This window comes from Acinetobacter sp. YH12046, from assembly GCF_013419905.1.
In the GTDB taxonomy this organism is placed as follows: Bacteria; Pseudomonadota; Gammaproteobacteria; order Pseudomonadales; family Moraxellaceae; genus Acinetobacter.
In genome coordinates this window covers 1-19,051 of the sequence record NZ_VOZF01000006.1, presented here as the reverse complement: position 1 = coordinate 19,051, position 19,051 = coordinate 1, and the positions used below count along the sequence as shown (strand labels likewise).

The window sequence follows — 19,051 nt, the reverse complement described above, 5'->3', positions numbered from 1 at the left end:
AATATAGAATCTTTGTTATTGATTGTATTAATTTAGTCGGTTGTAATTTTTATTCTATATTCCATAACATCCAGAGAGGCAGACATGGAACTAAAACTGCTAGAGATCGGTCAGAATACGGAGCAGTTAAGCTCGTGCCGTATATCTCTCATTTTAGGTGTCTATACCTCTGACAATTTATTAGACACCTTCTGTAAGGTCGCCCGTAAAGTACTCGGCGTTAAGACCTGTATCATCGGATTCCATATGGAACCCTATATCTGGTACAGCTGTCCGCTCGGTTTTCGCGGTTTGCACGTACCACAGAATGTGGACATCCCTAAATATCTACAAGAAATGGATGTGATCGATCAAAATCATCCTGCATATGTAGAACTATCAGATCATGTGAACAGCCTTGGCGTAGTCCATCAGCGGCTCGTAGCATTCAATTTGAAATCAGCCCAAGGACAGTCTTTGGGGCAGGTGGTTTTCTTTGACGATCAGACTGAAGTATTTGATCAGGAAGCTATTATTATCGTCCAGCAATTTGCTGAATCTTTAGTAAAACGAGTTAAACTGAATGAGGAACATACACAGCTGAAAGAGATATACGAACAGCAATGTGCACAAAACTTCAGTAAAACCAAATTCTTCCAGATTATTGCTCATGACCTGCGTGCACCTTTCCATGGCTTGTTAGGCTTCTCGGAAGTGCTGGCACAGGAACGTGACACTCTGGATGAATCCAGTATCCAGAGTATTTCTGATTATTTATATGATACGGCTCAATCGACGTATAACTTGTTAGAAAGTCTGTTGACCTGGGCGATGGCCGAAGGTGGGCGTTTCGTTTATCATCCAATTAACTATGAATTAAAACAGTCTACTAAAATTGTCTGTGATGTACTGAAAAGTCTGGCACTGAAAAAGAATATTGAAGTAATTGACCAGGTTCCTGAAGATATCAAGGTGCATGCTGATATCAATATGATTACTTCGGTCTTGCAGAACCTGGTATCGAATGCGCTGAAATTTACTCCAGTTGATCAGGGTGGACAGGTGATTCTGGCTGCTGAAATGGAAGGTGAGCAAGTCAAGATCACTGTTCAGGATACTGGTCTCGGTATGACTGAAGAGCAAATGGAAAATCTGTTTAGACCAAATCTCACGGTGAGTTTAAAAGGCACGGACAATGAGAAAGGCGCAGGTCTGGGTTTGGTACTGTGTAAGCGTTTTGTAGACCTGAACCATGGACAGATTGCCGTAGATTCTAAAGAAGGCGCTGGAACCACCTTTACTGTGCATTTACCTAAAGTGACCAATGATCATCAGGCATTGGTACTTGAAGACCTGCATACTGAAAAGTCCTGAAAATCATAAATTTCTATTAAAACCGTTCCCACTCGATGTGAACTCCTGCTATAACTAAATAAAAGTTTTGAGGGAATCACCGAGTGATGGACGCGGTACAATTGCAGAAAACCTTAAGAGCCAGTCAGTATGCAGAACAGGTATTGGCCAATCATCAAGATCTATTGAATCAGGATTATGCAATTGATCAGTTTCAGGGATCACTCGGCACTGAACAGATTCAAGACTTAATCTATTCCAATCTATTAAATATCAGCGATGAAACCATGTGGATGCGTAGTTTACGTATTCTGCGTGCTCGCCTGATGTTCCGCTGGATCTGGCAGGATGCCAATCAACTCACCGATGTCATCACACTGACCCGCGAGCTGTCTGATTTCGCTGATGCCTGTATCTGTGCTGCCAAAGAGTTTGCCCGTATTCCTCTAGTCGCCAAATATGGCCAGCCAATTGGCTATAACGGTAAAGTTCAGGATCTCATTATTATTGCAATGGGCAAGCTGGGCGCTCAGGAACTCAACCTTTCCAGTGATATTGACCTGATTTTTGCCTTTGATGAACAGGGTGAAACGGATGGGCGCAAATGTATTGATGTTCAGCAGTTCTGCATTCTATGGGGGCAAAAGTTAATCTATCTGCTAGACCATATCACTGCTGAAGGTTTTGTATTCCGTGTTGATATGCGTCTGCGACCTTGGGGTGATGGTTCTGCTTTAGCCATCAGTCATGCCGCACTAGAAAAATATCTCAGCCAGCATGGGCGTGAATGGGAACGCTATGCCTGGATCAAAGCCCGCATCGTCAATCCGAGCCCAGAAGGTGATGAACTGCTGGACATGACCCGTCCTTTTGTATTCCGTAAATATGTCGATTACAGCGCTTTTGAAGCCATGCGCGAAATGAAGACGATGATTGAGCGTGAAGTACAGCGCCGTAATATTGAAGATGATATCAAGCTTGGCGCAGGCGGGATTCGTGAAGTTGAATTTATAGTGCAGGTTTTTCAGCTGATTTATGGCGGAGCCAAGTTAGAGCTGCAAGACCGGCAATGTCTGGTCAGCCTGAATCATCTGGATGAGGCTGAACTGCTGGATGAACAGGCGGTGACTGACCTCGAAGATGCCTATTTATTCCTTCGTCGGGTAGAGCATGCTATTCAGGCGCTGCATGATCAACAAACCCAATGTTTGCCGACTGAGCCAGATTTACGTCAACGTATTGTGGATACTTTGGGCTTTTCAGACTGGTCCGCCTTTATGGAAGTGCTGGATCAAAAACGCGCTAAAGTGATTTACCAGTTTGAGCACTTGATCAAGGAAAATGGACCAGAGCCTCAAGGCAAAAGTTTTTCTCAGTTGGAACAACAGCTGAATGAAGTCTTGGATGATCATGCAAAAAATCTGGTGCATGAATTCTGGCATGGTCATGCCTTAAAAAAATTGCCAGCTAAAGCCATTCAACGTTTAAAAACGTTTTGGCCTTATCTGATAGAGGCGATTCTAGAATCAGATAAACCGCAAGTTGCACTGGTTCGCCTGATGCCATTGGTTGAATCAGTCATGCGTCGTACGGTGTATCTGGTGATGCTGATTGAAAGTAAAGGCGCTTTACAGCGTTTGGTCAAGATGGCGACTGTCAGCCCCTGGATCTGTGAGGAGCTTACTCATTATCCGGTATTGCTGGATGAGTTCCTGTCGATGGATTTTGAATTGCCTAAGCGGCAGGATCTGGAAGATAGCCTGCGTCAGCAATTGCTCAGAATCGAAATTGATCAGGTTGAAGATCAGATGCGGGTGCTGCGCCTGTTTAAAAAATCCAATGTCCTTGCGGTAGCTGCCAGTGATGTGTTGGCAGAAAGTCCTTTAATGAAAGTCTCGGATGCCTTAACGGATATTGCAGAAGTCTCAGTGAATGCTGCGCTGCATCTGGCTTATCAGATTGTGGCCAAACGACATGGTTTTCCGCTGGATGCAGAAGGGCAGCGCTGCTCGATAGAACATACGGCTTTTGCCGTCATTGGCTATGGCAAAGTCGGTGGCATTGAGTTGGGTTATGGTTCGGATCTGGATCTGGTCTTCATTCATTATATGGGTGAGCAGGCAGATACGGACGGTCTCAAGCCAATTAGCGGTTTTGAGTTTGCCATGCGTGTGGCACAGAAGTTTATGTCGCTCATGACCACACAAACACTGGATGGACGTGTCTATGAAGTCGATACTCGTCTACGTCCTTCTGGAGAAGCAGGGCTGCTGGTCACTAGCCTGAAAGCATTTGAGCAATATCAGTTGAAAAATGCATGGCTATGGGAACATCAAGCCTTGGTACGCGCACGTTCCATTGCCGGAGAAGATAGCCTGAGAGAGACATTTGAAGCACTACGCTGTAAAATTCTTACCCAGAAACGCGATATCTGTCATGTACGTAGTGAAGTTCTGAAAATGCGTCAGAAAATGAAAGATCATCTAGGTTCTTCCAAAGAGCAAAAAAAAGATGGGATTTTTCATTTAAAACAAGATGCAGGTGGTATCGTTGATATCGAATTTATGGCACAGTATGCGGTGTTAGCTTGGAGTGGGACGAATAAAGATCTCGCCCATTACTCCGACAATGTAAGAATCCTTGAGGATGCCGCAAAATCAGGTTGCTTATCCAGCGACGATGCGACTGCTCTGATTCAAGCTTATCTCCGTGAACGCGCCGAGAGCCATCGCTTAGCCCTTGCAAATCAATCCATGCAAGTGTCTGCAAGCGACTGGCACGATACCCGAAAGACCGTTTGCAAGTTATGGCAAAGACTGATTGATCCAAGTGCAGTATTTGCACTGGATAGTGAATAATTGTGAAAAATTGGAGTTTGTGGCATGAATTTGGCTGATCGTGATGGTTTCATTTGGCAAGATGGACAACTAGTAGACTGGCGTGAGGCGAAAACTCACGTATTAACACATACTTTGCATTACAGCATGGGTGTGTTTGAAGGTGTCCGTGCTTATGAAACCCCGAATGGAACGGCTATTTTCCGTCTGAAAGAACACACCAAACGTTTGCTCAATTCTGCAAAAATTTATCAAATGAAAGTTCCATTTGATCATGCAACATTAGAACAAGCTCAAATTGATGTGGTTCGTGAAAATAAATTGGCATCTTGCTATTTACGTCCAATTATTTTTATTGGCTCTGAAAAACTGGGTATTGCCGCAACTGACAATACCATTCATGCTGTAGTTGCAGCGTGGAGCTGGGGCGCTTACCTTGGTGATGATGCGATGGCGAAAGGTATTCGTGTAAAAACTTCATCATTCACACACCACCATCCAAACGTGACTATGTGTAAAGCCAAAGCATCTGGTAACTACACATTATCGATTCTTGCTCACCAAGAAGTGGCACATTCTGGTTATGACGAAGCAATGCTGCTTGATCCGCAAGGCTATGTATGCCAAGGTTCAGGCGAAAACGTATTCCTGGTACGTGATGGCGTAATTCATACTCCAGACATCGCTGGTGGCGCATTAGACGGTATTACTCGTCAATCGATTATTACCATTGCTAAAGATCTTGGCTATGAAGTGGTAGAACGCCGTATTACCCGTGACGAATTCTATATTGCAGATGAAGCTTTCTTCACTGGTACTGCAGCTGAAGTAACACCAATCCGTGAATATGATGACCGTCAAATTGGTGAAGGCGTACGTGGTCCAATTACCACTCAAATCCAGAAAGCTTATTTTGATGCAGTTCAAGGTAAAGACCCTAAATATGTACACTGGTTAACTTATGTAAAATAAGTGAATTAGCAAATAAAAAGGGCTCATTTGAGTCCTTTTTTTTATTTTTAATGAACTTTCATTAAAATATGAAAACGATTAGGTTGTTAGGTAGAAAAATCAATAAATTGCAGAAAAAAATGACGATTCTTATATTATGGAAAGTTATATATTCACTATAAAAATAAACTAATAAGCGTAGCGAACAACTAAAATTAGTGTTGCTCTATATTTATCATTCAAATATGAACTTTATTTCGATCTAGTTTGCTGGAAAAATATTCAATTCTTGTGATGAAAAAATGAAGATTATATTTCTTTATGAGATTTGCGGTAAACTGTGCAGAAATGAAAAGCAATAGGCTCAGTCAGTACCAGTAATGGTATGATACTGATATTGCATAGGTGGATGATGGGTGCATGAACGCAAAGCAAAATGACCTTAAGACTCAGGGTGAACAATCACCTGAGCAAAATATTGTGATCTGTATGAAATGGGGCACAAAATATGGGTCTGAATATGTTAATCGCCTTTACAATATGGTGAAGCGGCACACAACTGTTGATTTTCAAATGGTGTGTTTAACTGACCGTACTGAAGGGATTGATCCAAATGTGCAATGCTTTCCTATTCCACCGTTGGCTTTGCCAGAAGGTGCACCAGAACGTGGCTGGAATAAGCTCTCTACCTTTGAACCTGATCTCTATGGTTTGAAAGGCAATGCTTTATTTTTAGATCTGGATGTTGTCATTGTCGATAATATTGATGAATTCTTTACGCATCCGGGTGAGTTTCTGATTATCCATGACTGGAAACGACCATGGCGTATTACGGGTAATAGTTCAGTTTATCGCTTTAAGCTCGGAGCTTTTCCTGGTCTTTTGCCATATTTCCGCGAACACTTTGATGAAATCCGTCAAAAATTCCGTAATGAGCAGGCTTATCTTTCTTGGTATGTAGACCAGGAGAAGAAACTTAGTTATTGGCCGGATAGCTGGTGCAAAAGTTATAAATACCATTGCCTACAAAAAATTCCGATGGCTTATTTCAAGCCACCAGTAAAGCCTGAGGGCGTAAAAATTATTATTTTCCATGGGGAGATTAACCCACCTGATGCCATTAATGGTGGTGGTGGTAAATGGTATCGCTATGTGTTGCCATCCCAATGGATCAAGGATGCTTGGCAGTAATTCAAATTAAATGGTTTAAACATGCCCGTAAGAAAGAAAAGTAAGTTTGAACAATGGTTTTCATTTAGCCGACATCAGCGTCGTTTTGGCGCAGATAAAATCTATGCTCAGCTTGAGGGCGTAGATATTGAACAACTGAAAAATGAAGTTATTATCGGTGATCAAATCCGGTATACGCATGGTTCAGCTAAAGATTTAAATGAGCATATTGAACAACTTAAACATGAGTTTGTTGGTCAACCGGCATTAAGTCATTATCATGCAAGCCTTATTGTTTTGATTCGGCGTGAAGTAGATGTCGAAGAAAATTTTGAAAAATTTAAAGCATTATGGATGAATGAGCGAGATTTTTTGCTCAAGACTTTAAATATTCGATGGTTAATATCAGCATGTGATACTTTTTTAGATTTGCACGATGATATCGCACTTAAAGCGACATTAATGAATGCAGTTGTGTTGATTAATACATTGAAATTACAAGAAACTGAACGTTATTTATGTGATCAGTCTGAGGTAGTGTGTGAATTAAAGCGGGATCGATTACCACAAGAACGTGTAACATTATTTGATGGAACTTCAGCATTCGTTGTAGGGACTGATGATACATTACGAAATATGCGTTGGCGTTTAGATCAAATTTGCAAGATACATCCACTTGGAGTGATAGTTTTAGAAATATTCGATCGATTACAGCATGAAGAAAACAATACGGTTTATTTAAGATTTAAGAAACAACATACGCGTGAAAAGACACGTTGGTGGTAAAGATGGAAATATTAATTATTAATTTACCTAAATCTAAGGAACGGCGTGTCTTTCAAGAACAACAATTCTTAAAAGTTGGTCTACAACCTACTTTTTTACAAGCCGTATCAATAGATCAGATTTCAGAAGAGCAATTTAATGCAGAAGCTTTTGGGTGGCAGCGGCCATTAAAAAAAGTAGAGTTAGCATGCTTTCTAAGTCATAAAAAAGCATGGCAACAAGTTTTAGAGTGTAATCAACCTGTTCTTATTCTAGAAGATGATGCTGTGATTGTAAGCAATATTGCGCAGCTTCTAAAAGATATACAATCTCAAACCTTAAATTTACAACCTGATTTAATTAACCTCGAAGTTAGAAGTCGTAAAAAGATTGTAGGCAAAAAGCCGGCTTGTTATTTAAATAATTCAGGATACAAATTATTAGACTTGTTCCAAGAGAGAACAGGAACAGGAGGCTATATATTGTTTCCGACAGGTGCACAAAAACTATTAGAAAAAGCAAATCATTTTGCTGCTTCTACGGCAGATGCTTTTATTTTTAGCACGTATAGTTTAAATGCTTATCAGGTTGAACCGGCTGCGTTGATTCAAGAAGATCAAATGATTGCATACGGATTGTCGGATACTGAGCATTTTGAATCAACAATCGGTCGCTCTGAGCATTTTAAACCTGAATACGCATCCTTTAATGAAAAGTTTAAATTTAAGCAGCGACGTTTAGCTGGGCAAATTGCAATGGCATTTAGATATATCCAAGTAATAGCTAAAGCTGAAAAGCGATTTATTAAGTTAGATAAAAAAGATTTTATATAAGATTGTAAGAAATGAAGAAGAAAGTTGTTTTAGCTATTTTTACTTTACAAGGGAATGGTGCTGAACGTTTTGCTTTAACCTTGGCAAAAGGTTTAATAGATGCTGGGCATGAAGCTCATATCGTACACTTTAAAAATATAATTGATTTACCTATACCTGAAGGGGTTAATCTGCATTTTTTTGACTATCAGAAATATCGCCTAATTCCAAAAAGTTTACGGCCAAAATGGGCGGCCAAAGCATTTGATCGATTTGTCTTAAAAAATATTGGTACACCAGATCTTGTGCTTTCAAATTTATTTCCTGTCGATTTTATATTGTCAAAAAGTCGACTCCCGAATATTCATTTAGTGATTCATAATACTACTAGTCTCGAATATGGGGAGAGACTGAAAAAGTTAAAAAATCAACTTGCCCAAGTTTATCTATCGAAACCGTGTGTAGCTGTTAGTCAGGGGGTTGAGAAAGATTTTCGGGAAGTTTTTGGTTCTGAAAGTCGAATAACTACTATTTATAATCCGATTGATGTTGATCAAGTCATTTCAACCGCAAATGAATATGTGCCAGAAATTGAAGGGCCTTATATTGTAAATGTTGGGAAATTTAAGCGGCAAAAGCGACATGATATTTTAATTGAAGCTTATGCAAAAGCAAATGTTCAGGAAAAGTTGGTTTTAGTTGGAACTGGTGAATTATTAGAATCATCTAAAAAATTGGTTAAAAGCTTAGGGATAGAAGATAAGGTTATTTTTACAGGTTTTAAAAAGAATCCATATCCTTATATAAAACATGCAAAATTAATGGTGGTATCTTCTGATTTTGAAGGTTTTAGTATAGCAATTTTAGAAGCTTTAGCTTTAGGTACACCTATTATTAGTACAGATTGTCCTTCCGGGCCAAGAGAGGTGCTTCGATTGCATCATTTGGTTCCTGTACAGGACGTGGATGCGCTGGCGTTAAAAATGCAGCAAGTTTGTAAGGATACCAGTGATTTTAATGCCTTATTAGATCAAAGATTTTTGATGAAAGCTGTTGTGACTGCTTATTTGAACTTGAGTGAAAAGAATTAATGAGTTTGAACCGCCCTTATGTTTTATCCATTATTATTCCAGTATATGGGGTAGAGGATTATATTGAAGAATGTATTGCATCATTATTGCCACAATTAAACTCAGAGGTGGAATGCATTGTAGTTAATGATGGTTGTAAAGACCGTTCAATGGAAGTATTACAAGCTTACTTAAATACTCATCCACATGAAGCTCATATTCAAATACTCAACCAGGAAAATCAGGGGCTGAGTATGGCGCGTAATAATGGTTATAAGGTTGCACAAGGAAACTATATTGCGTTTCTAGACTCTGATGATTATGTCGAACCAAATTTTGTAGCTCGTATTTTGCAGGCAATTGAAGAAGAACCTGAAGCAGATCTTATTCATTTTAATGCTTATATGGAAACAAAGTCTCTTACAATAAAGCCTTTGATTTTGGCTGATCAAACCGGGTTAGTTCAAGTGGATTCACCATATCTGCAACATCTATTTCATAAAAATAAATGGTATGCATGGCTACGAGTATATAAAACAGAAATATTATTGGATTTTCAGTTCCCTAAAGGATATCTCTACGAGGATATGCTTTCCATTCCATTTTTATACCGAGAAGGAATGAATATCTTTGAAATCCCAGAGCCCTTACTAATTTATCGCTATCGGTCATCAAGTATTACCAATTGCCAAGTTAATATGAAGCAATTGAGTAGCTTAGAATATGGCGTTCAGCTTTATCGTCACCAACGTGATTTGGCACATTTTCAAGAAGTTTACCTTCACTTACTTTTAGGATTATTTGAAAGTTATTTGAAAATGGATTTTAAGGCATATGCTGCATTTATCCAACGTAGTTTGAATGATCTTTCGTATTTAGATGATAAATTGCAAGAATTACATTGGAAGAAACGCCTAATGTTAACCTGTCCTAAGCTATTTTACTGGTGGAAAAATTGGCTAGGTTTCCGACCTCATAACTAAGTTTTTTTGAATTTCAGGTTAACGAAGATTGGACTTATATAGATTATTATCTCCTTCAATCTTCCTAAACCTCTTATACCCCCACAAATACTGCTCTGGAGCAATGTTAATCATTCGCTCCATTTCCTTGTTTAAGGTATCTACAGAAAGCTGTAAGTCTTTAGATAGAATATCAATTGATAACTCAGTTACATGAATATCAAAGCCGTTTAGATCATCATGACGTAAACAACTTAGACCAATCACAGAGCATTGGGTTTTTGTAGCCAATTTAGAGAGCAGGGTAGAAGATAGAGCATTCTGTCCATAAAAAGGTGAGTAAATACCACCACTTTCTTTGGGTACATGGTCAGGAAGAATGGCAGCGAATCCACCCTGTTTTAAATGCTTGAATAAAGCCCGTACTCCCGTTTCATCAGTTGGAACAAGGGTAGCATTTAAACGCTGCCGTGCTTCGAGCATAAACCGATCGACATCAGGATTTTTACTTGGCTTATACATGATGACAGGGCTAGTGTGTTGATTCACCCAGGCATTAAGTAACTCCCAAGTACCAAAATGAGGAACGACTGCTAAAGTTCCATTCGGGTTTTTCAGTGCATCAGTAAAAATTTCCGGATGATGAATATTCCGAATCTGTTTTAATGCAAATTCAGGTTCAGAACCCCAAATTTTGACTGACTCGGCATAGGTCATGCATTGGCTTTGAACACTTCGTTTTGCCAGTCGTGTACGTTCTGATGCTGACAGTTCAGGATAGGCAATCCCTAAATTAATTTCTGTAGTACGGCGAATCGATGAATTCGTGATATAGAGAAGTGATCCAACACTTTTCGCCAAATTTTGAATGAATCTTAACGGGAGTTTGGAGAAGTTCTTGAGTAATGCGTACATGGTGTGCAGCTTGCCTGATTAAGATTCTTGATCAGGATTGCCTTTAAGCACCATATAAATCAAACCTACAAAAATGACAAGTGCACCTAAAATACTGCTCAGGCAGAAGTACACAATACGGTCATTGGTGTCCAGGTTAAACAGGTTGTTTGCAAGGATATAGCGCATGAACAGCCATTGTACGACTGAAAACACGATCAGCATGATGCCACGGTTACGAACAGCAGGACGCATCGCCATTGCCAAATTACCTAAAAATAGAAACTGAAGCTATTATGCCACTGTCGTGCAGGCTTCTCAATGCAATAAAAAAGCCCTGTTAGAACAGGGCTTTTTTACTCAAATCATCAAGAAATTATTCTTGAGATTCGGCTTTTGGTTTTTCACGTAAGCGAATACCCAAATCACGCAGTTGAGTTGATTCAACTGGTGCAGGTGCTTGAGTCAATGGACATTCAGCAGTTTTGGTTTTCGGGAATGCAATCACATCACGGATTGAAGAAGCACCAGTCATTAGCATCACCAGACGATCCAGACCGAATGCCAGACCACCGTGAGGAGGCGCACCGAATTTCAATGCATTTAATAAGAAGCTGAATTTTTCTTCTGCTTCTTCTTCAGAAATACCCAGCGCTTCAAAGATCGCTTTTTGCATTTCTAAAGTATAAATACGCAGTGAACCACCACCGATTTCAGTACCATTCAATACCATGTCATAAGCAACAGACAATGCTTCGCCTGGATTATTCTTCACATCTTCAACGCTTGATTTAGGAAGCGTGAACGGGTGGTGAACAGAAGTCCATTTGCCATCATCAGTTTCTTCGAACATTGGGAAGTCAACCACCCAAAGCGGAGCCCATTCGCAAGTTGCAAGGTTCATGTCATGACCAATTTTCACACGAAGTGCGCCCATTGCATCATTCACAACTTTGGCTTTGTCTGCACCGAAGAAGACGATATCGCCATTTTCAGCACCAACACGTTTCAATAGATCCAGCACGATAGGCTCGATGAATTTAACGATAGGTGATTGAAGACCTTCGATACCTTTTTCAAGTTCATTAACTTTGATGTAAGCCAGACCTTTCGCACCGTAAATACCAACGAATTTAGTATATTCATCGATTGCGCTACGTGGCAGTGAGCCCGCACCTGGAACGCGAAGCGCAACGATACGGCCTTTAGGATCTTTAGCAGGACCTGCGAATACTTTGAACTCGACGTCTTGCATCAAGTCTGCAACGTCAACAAGTTTCAAAGGAATACGTAAGTCTGGTTTGTCAGAAGCGTAGTCACGCATTGCTTCTGAATAAGGCATACGTTGGAATTTGTCGAATTTGATGCCAAGAAGTTCGTCGAACATCTTAACAGTCATACCTTCCATCAAATCCATAATATCGTCATCGCTCATGAACGATGTTTCGATGTCGATTTGAGTGAATTCAGGCTGACGATCCGCACGTAAATCTTCGTCACGGAAACATTTAGCGATCTGGTAGTAACGATCTACACCACCTACCATCAACAACTGTTTGAACAGCTGTGGTGATTGTGGAAGAGCATAGAAGCTACCATTAGATACACGGCTTGGAACTAAGTAGTCACGCGCACCTTCAGGGGTCGCACGAGTCAAGATCGGAGTTTCAACGTCCAGGAAACCGTGATCGTCTAAATAGTTACGGATCAGGTTGGTCACTTTAGAACGGAAACGTAAACGATCGATCATTTCAGGACGACGGATGTCCAGGAAACGATATTTCAAACGAATTTCTTCAGAAATGCTTGTATTTTCGTCATTTAATGGGAATGGAGGAGTTTCAGACTGAGCAAGAACTTCAATTTCTTTACCCAATACTTCGATTTGACCACTCACCATGTTGGCATTTTCAGTACCCGCATAACGGCGACGTACACGGCCTGTAATTTTTAATACGTATTCAGAACGTGCTTTGTCTGCTGTTGCAAACGCTTCAGGTGTATCTGGGTCGATAACCACTTGAACAAGACCGTCACGGTCACGCATGTCAAGGAAAATGACACCACCGTGGTCACGGCGACGGTGTACCCAACCGCATAATGTTACGGTCTGGTCAATTTGAGCTTCGGTTAAAGAACCGCAGTAATGAGTTCGCATCATAGCGTTAAAAATCCAACTATATGGGTTAAGGAAGCGTATACGTAAACAGCGTACCGCCTTTAGCAAAGGTAGGATTATGCCTCTTTGGGCATGTTGTCACAAGAACTTGAGGCAAAAACAGTATCATTTTAAAGTGAATAAGCAGGAAGTGAGAGATTTTCCTAGCCCATACGCCGATCACGATCCAGAAATAAAAATAGCAGACAGCCCAGACTAAAAGTGATTAAAAAGCCCTGGCTAAATTCATTGATAGAGCGGCCGGTAAAATAATACAGATCAGATCGCCAAGCATCATCCGGAATATAGCGCATATAGTCCCATGTCGAAAATAAACCTGTGAGCGTAGATAGACCGAATAGACCCCAGCAAAAGAGGAGGATCTTGTGACTGACGCTTAAATATTGCTGGTGAGTTTTATAGTAATGCAGACTCATCCATAGAATAAAAGGCAGAGCCAGAGCAGAAGTCCCGATCTGCAAAATCCGGTGTAGTGGATAAGTTCGTCCTAAAATTTGATACTGCTGGCTGAGAATGTCATAAAAGGCAAAGGTTCGAAAATCTGCATGGGTCAGACCATCCCAAATAATATGGGTTGCTGTCCCAATCATCACTGCAATACACATAGCGCAAATAAATTTGAACGCTGAAAATAGATTATGAATATTTAAATCATGCTGTATGCCAATGAAACGATAAATCACTGGCCGGTAAATCAGGTACCAGACCGCACAAAAAATGAGACCAATCCATAAATCAGGGTGAATCAGCGAAGACCATAAATGAGTAATATTAGAATTCTTATGGGTAAAAAGACGGTACAGATCAGGAACCATGCTGCCAATCGCCAGTGCAGCAACAGGTAGCCGATTGCCAGTTAAATATGAAATAGGTGGAGCCAGTACAGCATGTGATAAAGTAAAGGGCATAAAAAATAGTGTTTTACTACAATGAAAAATATTCAAATGACATTCTAATAAAATATCTCATTGATTATCGTAAAGGATTGCAAAAGCAATGAAATGTTATATTATAACACTATTCGAAATTGCTGAATTTGAGCTTGGGTCATGTCCTTTTCTAAGAATCTAATAACACTCTCAATTTTTGCTGTAGTTGCGCCTACGGTATTTGCTGAACAGTCATCTTCTTCTATTCCTGTACAAACCATGGATACCATTCAGGTACAAGCTCATCCACTGGTACAGACTGCGGCAGATTTTGCAGTTGCTGATCTGATGGTGGACCAGAAAGCTTTATCTGAACGTGCGACAACTATTGGTGATGCGCTGGCAGATGAACTTGGGGTGTATTCAAATCAGTATGGGACCGGAGCGAGCCGTCCTGTAATTCGAGGACAAGATGGTCCACGTATCAAAGTTTTGCAGCATGCTTCCGAAACGGCTGATGTATCGACCTTATCTCCTGACCATGCGGTGACGGTTGATCCGATTCTGGCCAAACAGGTCGAAGTGATTCGTGGCCCATCAACTTTGCTTTATAGCGCGGGAACCGTCGGTGGTCTGGTCAATGTCACTGACCAGAAAATCCCAACCCAAATGCCGGAAGATGGTCTGGAAGGGACTGCTGGACTACGTTACAACTCGGGCAGTGATGAAAAACTGGCAAGTGCAGGCGTGACTGCTGCAGTCGGTGAAAATTTTGCCCTGCGTGTAGAAGGCACTAAACATAAGGCCAATGACTACATTGCTCCGGATTATGTTCATGAGCATGGTAATGAATTAGAAAAAGAACGTCGTGTAGGTAATACTTTTGCTGAAGGCCAGACGGTGAATATTGGTGGATCATGGATTCATGATCGTGGTTTCGTTGGCCTGTCTTATAGCAACCGTCAGGATGAATATGGCTTGCCGGGGCATAGTCATGAATATCATGGCTGTGTATTGCATGGTGATCATTTCCATGGCTGTCCAGAGCTGGGTGCTACCGCAGAGCATGAAGAAGAGCATGGCGGACCATGGGTAGATCTGAAATCTGAACGTTATGAAGTACGTACTGAACTGGAACAGCCTTTTGCTGGTTTTGACAAGTTACGTGCCCATGCCAGCTTTACCGATTATGAGCATGATGAGCTGGAAGAAAATGAAGTGATCAGTAATTTCAAAAGCAAAGGCTACGATGGCCGTTTAGAGCTGGTGCATGTTCCGGTTGCTGGTTGGGAAGGGGTAATTGGCACCCAATATAGCCAGCAGAAAATCAATCTGGCTGCTACAGAACATGATCATCATGAAGATGGTGACGAAGATGATGAAGAACATCATGTTCATGGTTCAAGCGTAGTCATGCCAGATACCAAAACTGAAAAATACAGTCTGTTTGCTTTAGAGCATAAACAACTCGGTGATGTGCATGTCGAACTGGGTGCACGTGTTGATCATCAAAAAGTACAAGTTGAATCTGAACAGAAAAATTATTCAGGCACAGGTATCTCTGCTTCTGCCGCTGCGAATTGGGAATTTGCCCCGAACTATAAGTTATCCATTGTAGGTTCACATCAGCAACGTTTACCACTGGCGCAAGAGTTGTATGCCAATGGCCTGCATTTTGCCACCAATACCTATGAAGTCGGTAATCCTGATCTGGAAAAAGAAAGCTCGAATAACCTAGAGCTGGGTTTCGAATATGAAGGTGCTAAGCTGGATTATCATGCGCATATTTACCATAACTGGTTTGATGACTATATCTACGGTGCGACTACGGCCAGAAATGGAAATTTGCGTGGGGTAGAATATACTCAAGATAAAGCTCGTTTCTATGGGGCTGAAGCGGAAGCTACTTATGCATTAAATGACACATACAAGTTTGGTGTGTTCGGTGATTATGTACGCGGCAAAATTGAGGGTGAAAATGCACCCCGTATTCCAGCAGGCCGCTTAGGAACCAAGGTTGAAGCAGACTTTGCCGATGGCTGGTCAGGAATGGCAGAGTATTATCATGTCTTTAATCAGGACAAAACGGCCAGTTATGAAGATGAAACCCAAGGCTATAACATGGTCAATGTCGGCCTAAGCTATGCTAATAGCATTGCTGATAAAAATGCCTATCGGGTTTATTTTAAAGCCAATAATCTGCTCGATGATCAGGTCTATTCACATAGCTCATTCCTGTCGAATATTCCGCAAGTCGGACGTAATTTCACAGTCGGCGTACAATATGATTTCTAGGATTCAGATGAAATAACTGACCGAATCCAAGTACTGTCACTGAAATAGACTTGAAAAATCATCAGATTAAACCTAGCCTGAGTATATTGGGTTAGGTTTTTTTTTATGCGTATCTTTCAACGAATTCACAATAAACTGAACTGGTCAAACCGCCGTTATGCGGCCTTGATCATTGGTGTGCTGATGGCCAGTTATCTGGCTTCAGCAATTTATCATACTTATAAACCCTTACCTGAAGGGCTGAATTACACGGGTAAGCTGCGCCATGCACAGGTGAAATTTCTGGTCGATCAGACTTATCTAGATACACAGGGCAAGCAACAACTGGATCATCAGATTTTTAATGAAATGCTGAAGATGGTTGAGGAAGCAAAATCCCTGATCGTGCTGGATATGTTTCTGTTTAATCAGCAGACTGGTGCCTCTAAACAGGAACATCAGGCACTCAGCAAACAGCTCACAGATGCCTTACTCAACAAGCGATTGATGCAGCCTGAAGTCGAAATCAAATTTATTACCGATCCGATTAATTCTGTCTACGGTGGAATTACAGCACAGCATTATCGTGAACTGCGTCAGGCGGGAGTAGATGTAATCGAAACCAATCTGACACCGCTGCGTGCTTCTAATCCAAGCTGGTCAGGTTTCTGGTATCTGTGCTGTCAGGGGATTGGCAATAATCCGGAAAAAGGCTGGTTGCCGAATCCATTTGGTCCAGAAAAAGTGACCTTACGCAGTTATTTCGACCTGTTTAATTTCAAAGCCAATCATCGTAAAACACTGGTCGTGGATACAGATCAGGGCTGGAAAGCACTGGTTACCTCAATGAACCCACATGATGGCAGTTCACGGCACTCCAATATTGGTCTACTGGTCTGGGGCAGAACAGCGATTGATATTCTTGCGACAGAACAGGCGGTCGGGATCATGTCTCAAGCCAATATGCCGGCTGTGATTGCAGGTGAGTTTGAAGCAGAAAAAAAACAGCCTCAAGTTCAGGTGCTAACTGAAAAAGCCATTTATGAGGGAGTTCTAAAGCTGCTTGAAACGGCGAAAGCAGATGAGCAGATTGATCTGGCCATGTTCTATCTGTCAGAACGTAAGATTGTGAAAGGGTTAATTGCAGCGCATGAGCGCGGAGTGAAACTTCGGGTTTTACTTGATCCAAACAAAGATGCATTTGGTCGTGAAAAAAATGGCATTCCTAACCGCCAAGTGGCTTCAGAACTGCATAAAGCTGGTATTCCGGTACGCTGGTGTAATACTCAAGGCGAGCAATGTCATAACAAAATTCTGATGAAATATGGTGCCCAGCAAGCTGAAATGATTTTGGGTTCAGCAAATTTCACGGCACGTAATCTGAAAAATTATAATCTGGAAACCAATCTGCGTGTGGTGGGTCAGCCTCAGGCAGAAGTCTTTAGCGATGCGCAGCAGTATTTCAATACGGCCTGGTCTAATTTGAATGGCCGTTCCATGAGCGTGGACTATGCTCAATATGCTGAAGAGTCATTCTGGAAATACTGGTTATACTGTTTTATGGAATGGAGTGGTTGGTCGACGTTTTGATTTTAAATCCCTCCTAACCTCCCTTTAAAAAAGAGAGGAAAGTCCCTCTTTATCAAAGAGGGATTTAGGGAGATTTCTAGTATTAGCTTTTCGATTCTGGATTCGGCGGAACCAGTTGATCCAGTTCTTTATCTGTCAGCTCATCCAGTTCAGAAATATCAGTCTTGATTTTCCATTGAGATTCATCATCCACCGGATTTGGCAAACGTGCTTCTAGCCAGTCGCACACTACATCTGGTGGGAAGTCGGCATGATTACACTGAATGACCCAAGACAGGAAATCTTTAGCGACACCATTCATATAAGGCGGTGGAGAAACTGGAAGAAACTGAGTCGGCAGGCGCTCATTTTTAGAAATATAGTTCAGGACATGACCCAGTTCCTGCACAGTTTGCCATGCTAAAGGATGATCGACATTGATCTGAAATTTAAACCACCAAGCCTGTTTTCCATCCGAGCCATAGCTATCAATCAGTCCTTTTTGAACACTGGGTACCTTGCAAAAATATTCATATAAACGATCGAAATTTAAATCAGACACAGTATGCAACTCAAAGCATTAAAAAGGTGATATTAGCATACGCACTTCAGCGCTCATCACGCAAGCTGATTAAAGTCATGGAATCAATTACAAAACTTTGCAGCAGCAGGGAATTTATCCATATTTTCTGCATGGATTTTGGTTAAAATATGGTCAGAAATCTTTGGAGGACGCACTTATGAAAAAATTAGCTTCAGGTGCATTGCTGGCTTCATTCCTGTTTGGTATTGCGGTGCCCGCTTGGGCGGATAATGCCTGGGTAGGCTATACTGGTGTTGATCGTTCTAAACCTCAACATCGTCCTCCATCGCGTCCTCATTATGCACCACAGCCGCCTCATTCGCAGCGGCCTTATTATCCGCAACGTCCATCCCATAGCGGATATTATCCTCCTGCACAGAGCCAAAGCGGGTTCAATATCCAGTATCAGGCACCGACCACGATTTACCAGAATTCCAATAGCTATAGTTGGGTTAATGGTGATCCAAATGTGGCCTACATTGAAAGTTCGAGATATACAGTGATTACTGACTGGCAGCGTTTGGGATTACCGGCACCACCACGCGGAAGTTACTGGATTTATGAAAATGGACGTTATGTGTTGATGAATAACCGTTAAAAGAAATTCCCTCTCTTGTTAGGAGGGGTGATTAATTACCCTCTTGCGAAGCAGTGCTTCTTGTATCTTGATTGATATAGTGATTAGCTACCACTATACGCAAATTGTAGAGTTTGGAGTGCTGCTAAAATCTTAAATTTGAACCTGAGATAAAACCTACAATTTGCCCTTATCCCTCATACAACT

16 protein-coding genes are annotated in these 19,051 nt (G+C 41.2%); 11 read left to right on the top strand and 5 right to left on the bottom strand.

Going from position 1 to position 19,051, the window contains the following annotated elements:
• Positions 1-84: 84 nt before the first annotated feature.
• The 8 genes from FTU03_RS05800 (at position 85) to FTU03_RS05765 (ending at position 9,920) form a co-directional block, all read left to right on the top strand.
• On the top strand, positions 85-1,353 hold the full coding sequence (locus FTU03_RS05800; RefSeq protein WP_179992364.1) for a sensor histidine kinase KdpD: 1,269 nt from the start codon (positions 85-87) through the stop codon (positions 1,351-1,353).
• A gap of 86 nt (positions 1,354-1,439) precedes the next feature.
• The gene (glnE, locus tag FTU03_RS05795) at positions 1,440-4,190 is read left to right on the top strand and encodes a bifunctional [glutamate--ammonia ligase]-adenylyl-L-tyrosine phosphorylase/[glutamate--ammonia-ligase] adenylyltransferase (RefSeq protein WP_179992397.1); all 2,751 of its coding nucleotides are present in this window, start codon (positions 1,440-1,442) and stop codon (positions 4,188-4,190) included.
• A gap of 24 nt (positions 4,191-4,214) precedes the next feature.
• A complete protein-coding gene (locus tag FTU03_RS05790; protein ID WP_179992363.1) occupies positions 4,215-5,141 on the top strand; it encodes a branched-chain amino acid transaminase in 927 nt (308 codons plus the stop codon).
• A 399-nt stretch (positions 5,142-5,540) separates the two neighbouring features.
• Positions 5,541-6,311, top strand: coding sequence for a glycosyltransferase (locus FTU03_RS05785; protein ID WP_179992362.1), 771 nt, complete (start codon positions 5,541-5,543; stop codon positions 6,309-6,311).
• Between the two features lie 21 nt (positions 6,312-6,332).
• Complete coding sequence (locus tag FTU03_RS05780) at positions 6,333-7,076, top strand: hypothetical protein (RefSeq protein ID WP_179992361.1); 744 nt, start codon at positions 6,333-6,335, stop codon at positions 7,074-7,076.
• Between the two features lie 2 nt (positions 7,077-7,078).
• Positions 7,079-7,888, top strand: a complete 810-nt coding sequence (locus FTU03_RS05775) for a glycosyltransferase family 25 protein (RefSeq protein ID WP_257225575.1) — start codon at positions 7,079-7,081, stop codon at positions 7,886-7,888.
• 11 nt (positions 7,889-7,899) lie between these two features.
• Complete coding sequence (locus FTU03_RS05770) at positions 7,900-8,958, top strand: glycosyltransferase (protein WP_179992359.1); 1,059 nt, start codon at positions 7,900-7,902, stop codon at positions 8,956-8,958.
• Positions 8,958-9,920 (top strand): glycosyltransferase family 2 protein, encoded by a 963-nt coding sequence (locus tag FTU03_RS05765; RefSeq protein ID WP_179992358.1) that lies wholly within the window; start codon positions 8,958-8,960, stop codon positions 9,918-9,920. Before FTU03_RS05770 ends, FTU03_RS05765 begins: the two co-directional genes overlap by 1 nt.
• An 18-nt stretch (positions 9,921-9,938) precedes the next feature.
• Here the strand turns inward: FTU03_RS05765 and FTU03_RS05760 are convergent, their stop codons facing one another.
• The 4 genes from FTU03_RS05760 to FTU03_RS05745 form a co-directional block, all read right to left on the bottom strand.
• Complete coding sequence (locus tag FTU03_RS05760) at positions 9,939-10,814, bottom strand: lysophospholipid acyltransferase family protein (RefSeq protein ID WP_179992357.1); 876 nt, start codon at positions 10,812-10,814, stop codon at positions 9,939-9,941.
• 18 nt (positions 10,815-10,832) lie between these two features.
• On the bottom strand, positions 10,833-11,054 hold the full coding sequence (locus tag FTU03_RS05755) for a hypothetical protein (protein ID WP_005232078.1): 222 nt from the start codon (positions 11,052-11,054) through the stop codon (positions 10,833-10,835).
• A 115-nt stretch (positions 11,055-11,169) separates the two neighbouring features.
• Positions 11,170-12,954, bottom strand: coding sequence for an aspartate--tRNA ligase (aspS, locus tag FTU03_RS05750; RefSeq protein WP_034704264.1), 1,785 nt, complete (start codon positions 12,952-12,954; stop codon positions 11,170-11,172).
• A 161-nt stretch (positions 12,955-13,115) separates the two neighbouring features.
• On the bottom strand, positions 13,116-13,880 hold the full coding sequence (locus FTU03_RS05745) for a DUF4184 family protein (protein ID WP_179992356.1): 765 nt from the start codon (positions 13,878-13,880) through the stop codon (positions 13,116-13,118).
• Between the two features lie 141 nt (positions 13,881-14,021).
• Here FTU03_RS05745 and znuD point away from each other — a divergent pair, with 141 nt between their 5' ends.
• The gene (znuD, locus tag FTU03_RS05740) at positions 14,022-16,136 is read left to right on the top strand and encodes a zinc piracy TonB-dependent receptor ZnuD (RefSeq protein WP_179992355.1); all 2,115 of its coding nucleotides are present in this window, start codon (positions 14,022-14,024) and stop codon (positions 16,134-16,136) included.
• Between the two features lie 105 nt (positions 16,137-16,241).
• Positions 16,242-17,705, top strand: coding sequence for a phospholipase D family protein (locus FTU03_RS05735; RefSeq protein WP_179992354.1), 1,464 nt, complete (start codon positions 16,242-16,244; stop codon positions 17,703-17,705).
• An 82-nt stretch (positions 17,706-17,787) separates the two neighbouring features.
• On the opposite strand, the gene FTU03_RS05730 is transcribed toward FTU03_RS05735, so the two are convergent.
• A complete protein-coding gene (locus FTU03_RS05730; RefSeq protein WP_125279367.1) occupies positions 17,788-18,246 on the bottom strand; it encodes a hypothetical protein in 459 nt (152 codons plus the stop codon).
• Between the two features lie 178 nt (positions 18,247-18,424).
• On the opposite strand from FTU03_RS05730, the gene FTU03_RS05725 reads away from it, so the two are divergent.
• Entirely contained in the window at positions 18,425-18,865 is a 441-nt protein-coding gene (locus FTU03_RS05725) for an RcnB family protein (RefSeq protein WP_179992353.1), read from the top strand.
• Positions 18,866-19,051: the final 186 nt, after the last annotated feature.

What these genes read in the sequence shown, in the direction of transcription:
- FTU03_RS05745 (WP_179992356.1), bottom strand. Translation starts at nt 13,880, where the DNA reads ATGCCCTTTACTTTATCACATGCTGTACTGGCTCCACCTATTTCATAT.
- FTU03_RS05735 (WP_179992354.1), top strand. Translation starts at nt 16,242, where the DNA reads ATGCGTATCTTTCAACGAATTCACAATAAACTGAACTGGTCAAACCGC.
- glnE (WP_179992397.1), top strand. Translation starts at nt 1,440, where the DNA reads ATGGACGCGGTACAATTGCAGAAAACCTTAAGAGCCAGTCAGTATGCA.
- aspS (WP_034704264.1), bottom strand. Translation starts at nt 12,954, where the DNA reads ATGATGCGAACTCATTACTGCGGTTCTTTAACCGAAGCTCAAATTGAC.
- FTU03_RS05785 (WP_179992362.1), top strand. Translation starts at nt 5,541, where the DNA reads ATGAACGCAAAGCAAAATGACCTTAAGACTCAGGGTGAACAATCACCT.
- FTU03_RS05770 (WP_179992359.1), top strand. Translation starts at nt 7,900, where the DNA reads ATGAAGAAGAAAGTTGTTTTAGCTATTTTTACTTTACAAGGGAATGGT.
- FTU03_RS05775 (WP_257225575.1), top strand. Translation starts at nt 7,079, where the DNA reads ATGGAAATATTAATTATTAATTTACCTAAATCTAAGGAACGGCGTGTC.
- FTU03_RS05780 (WP_179992361.1), top strand. Translation starts at nt 6,333, where the DNA reads ATGCCCGTAAGAAAGAAAAGTAAGTTTGAACAATGGTTTTCATTTAGC.
- FTU03_RS05790 (WP_179992363.1), top strand. Translation starts at nt 4,215, where the DNA reads ATGAATTTGGCTGATCGTGATGGTTTCATTTGGCAAGATGGACAACTA.
- FTU03_RS05755 (WP_005232078.1), bottom strand. Translation starts at nt 11,054, where the DNA reads ATGGCGATGCGTCCTGCTGTTCGTAACCGTGGCATCATGCTGATCGTG.
- FTU03_RS05760 (WP_179992357.1), bottom strand. Translation starts at nt 10,814, where the DNA reads ATGTACGCATTACTCAAGAACTTCTCCAAACTCCCGTTAAGATTCATT.
- FTU03_RS05725 (WP_179992353.1), top strand. Translation starts at nt 18,425, where the DNA reads ATGAAAAAATTAGCTTCAGGTGCATTGCTGGCTTCATTCCTGTTTGGT.
- FTU03_RS05765 (WP_179992358.1), top strand. Translation starts at nt 8,958, where the DNA reads ATGAGTTTGAACCGCCCTTATGTTTTATCCATTATTATTCCAGTATAT.
- FTU03_RS05800 (WP_179992364.1), top strand. Translation starts at nt 85, where the DNA reads ATGGAACTAAAACTGCTAGAGATCGGTCAGAATACGGAGCAGTTAAGC.
- znuD (WP_179992355.1), top strand. Translation starts at nt 14,022, where the DNA reads ATGTCCTTTTCTAAGAATCTAATAACACTCTCAATTTTTGCTGTAGTT.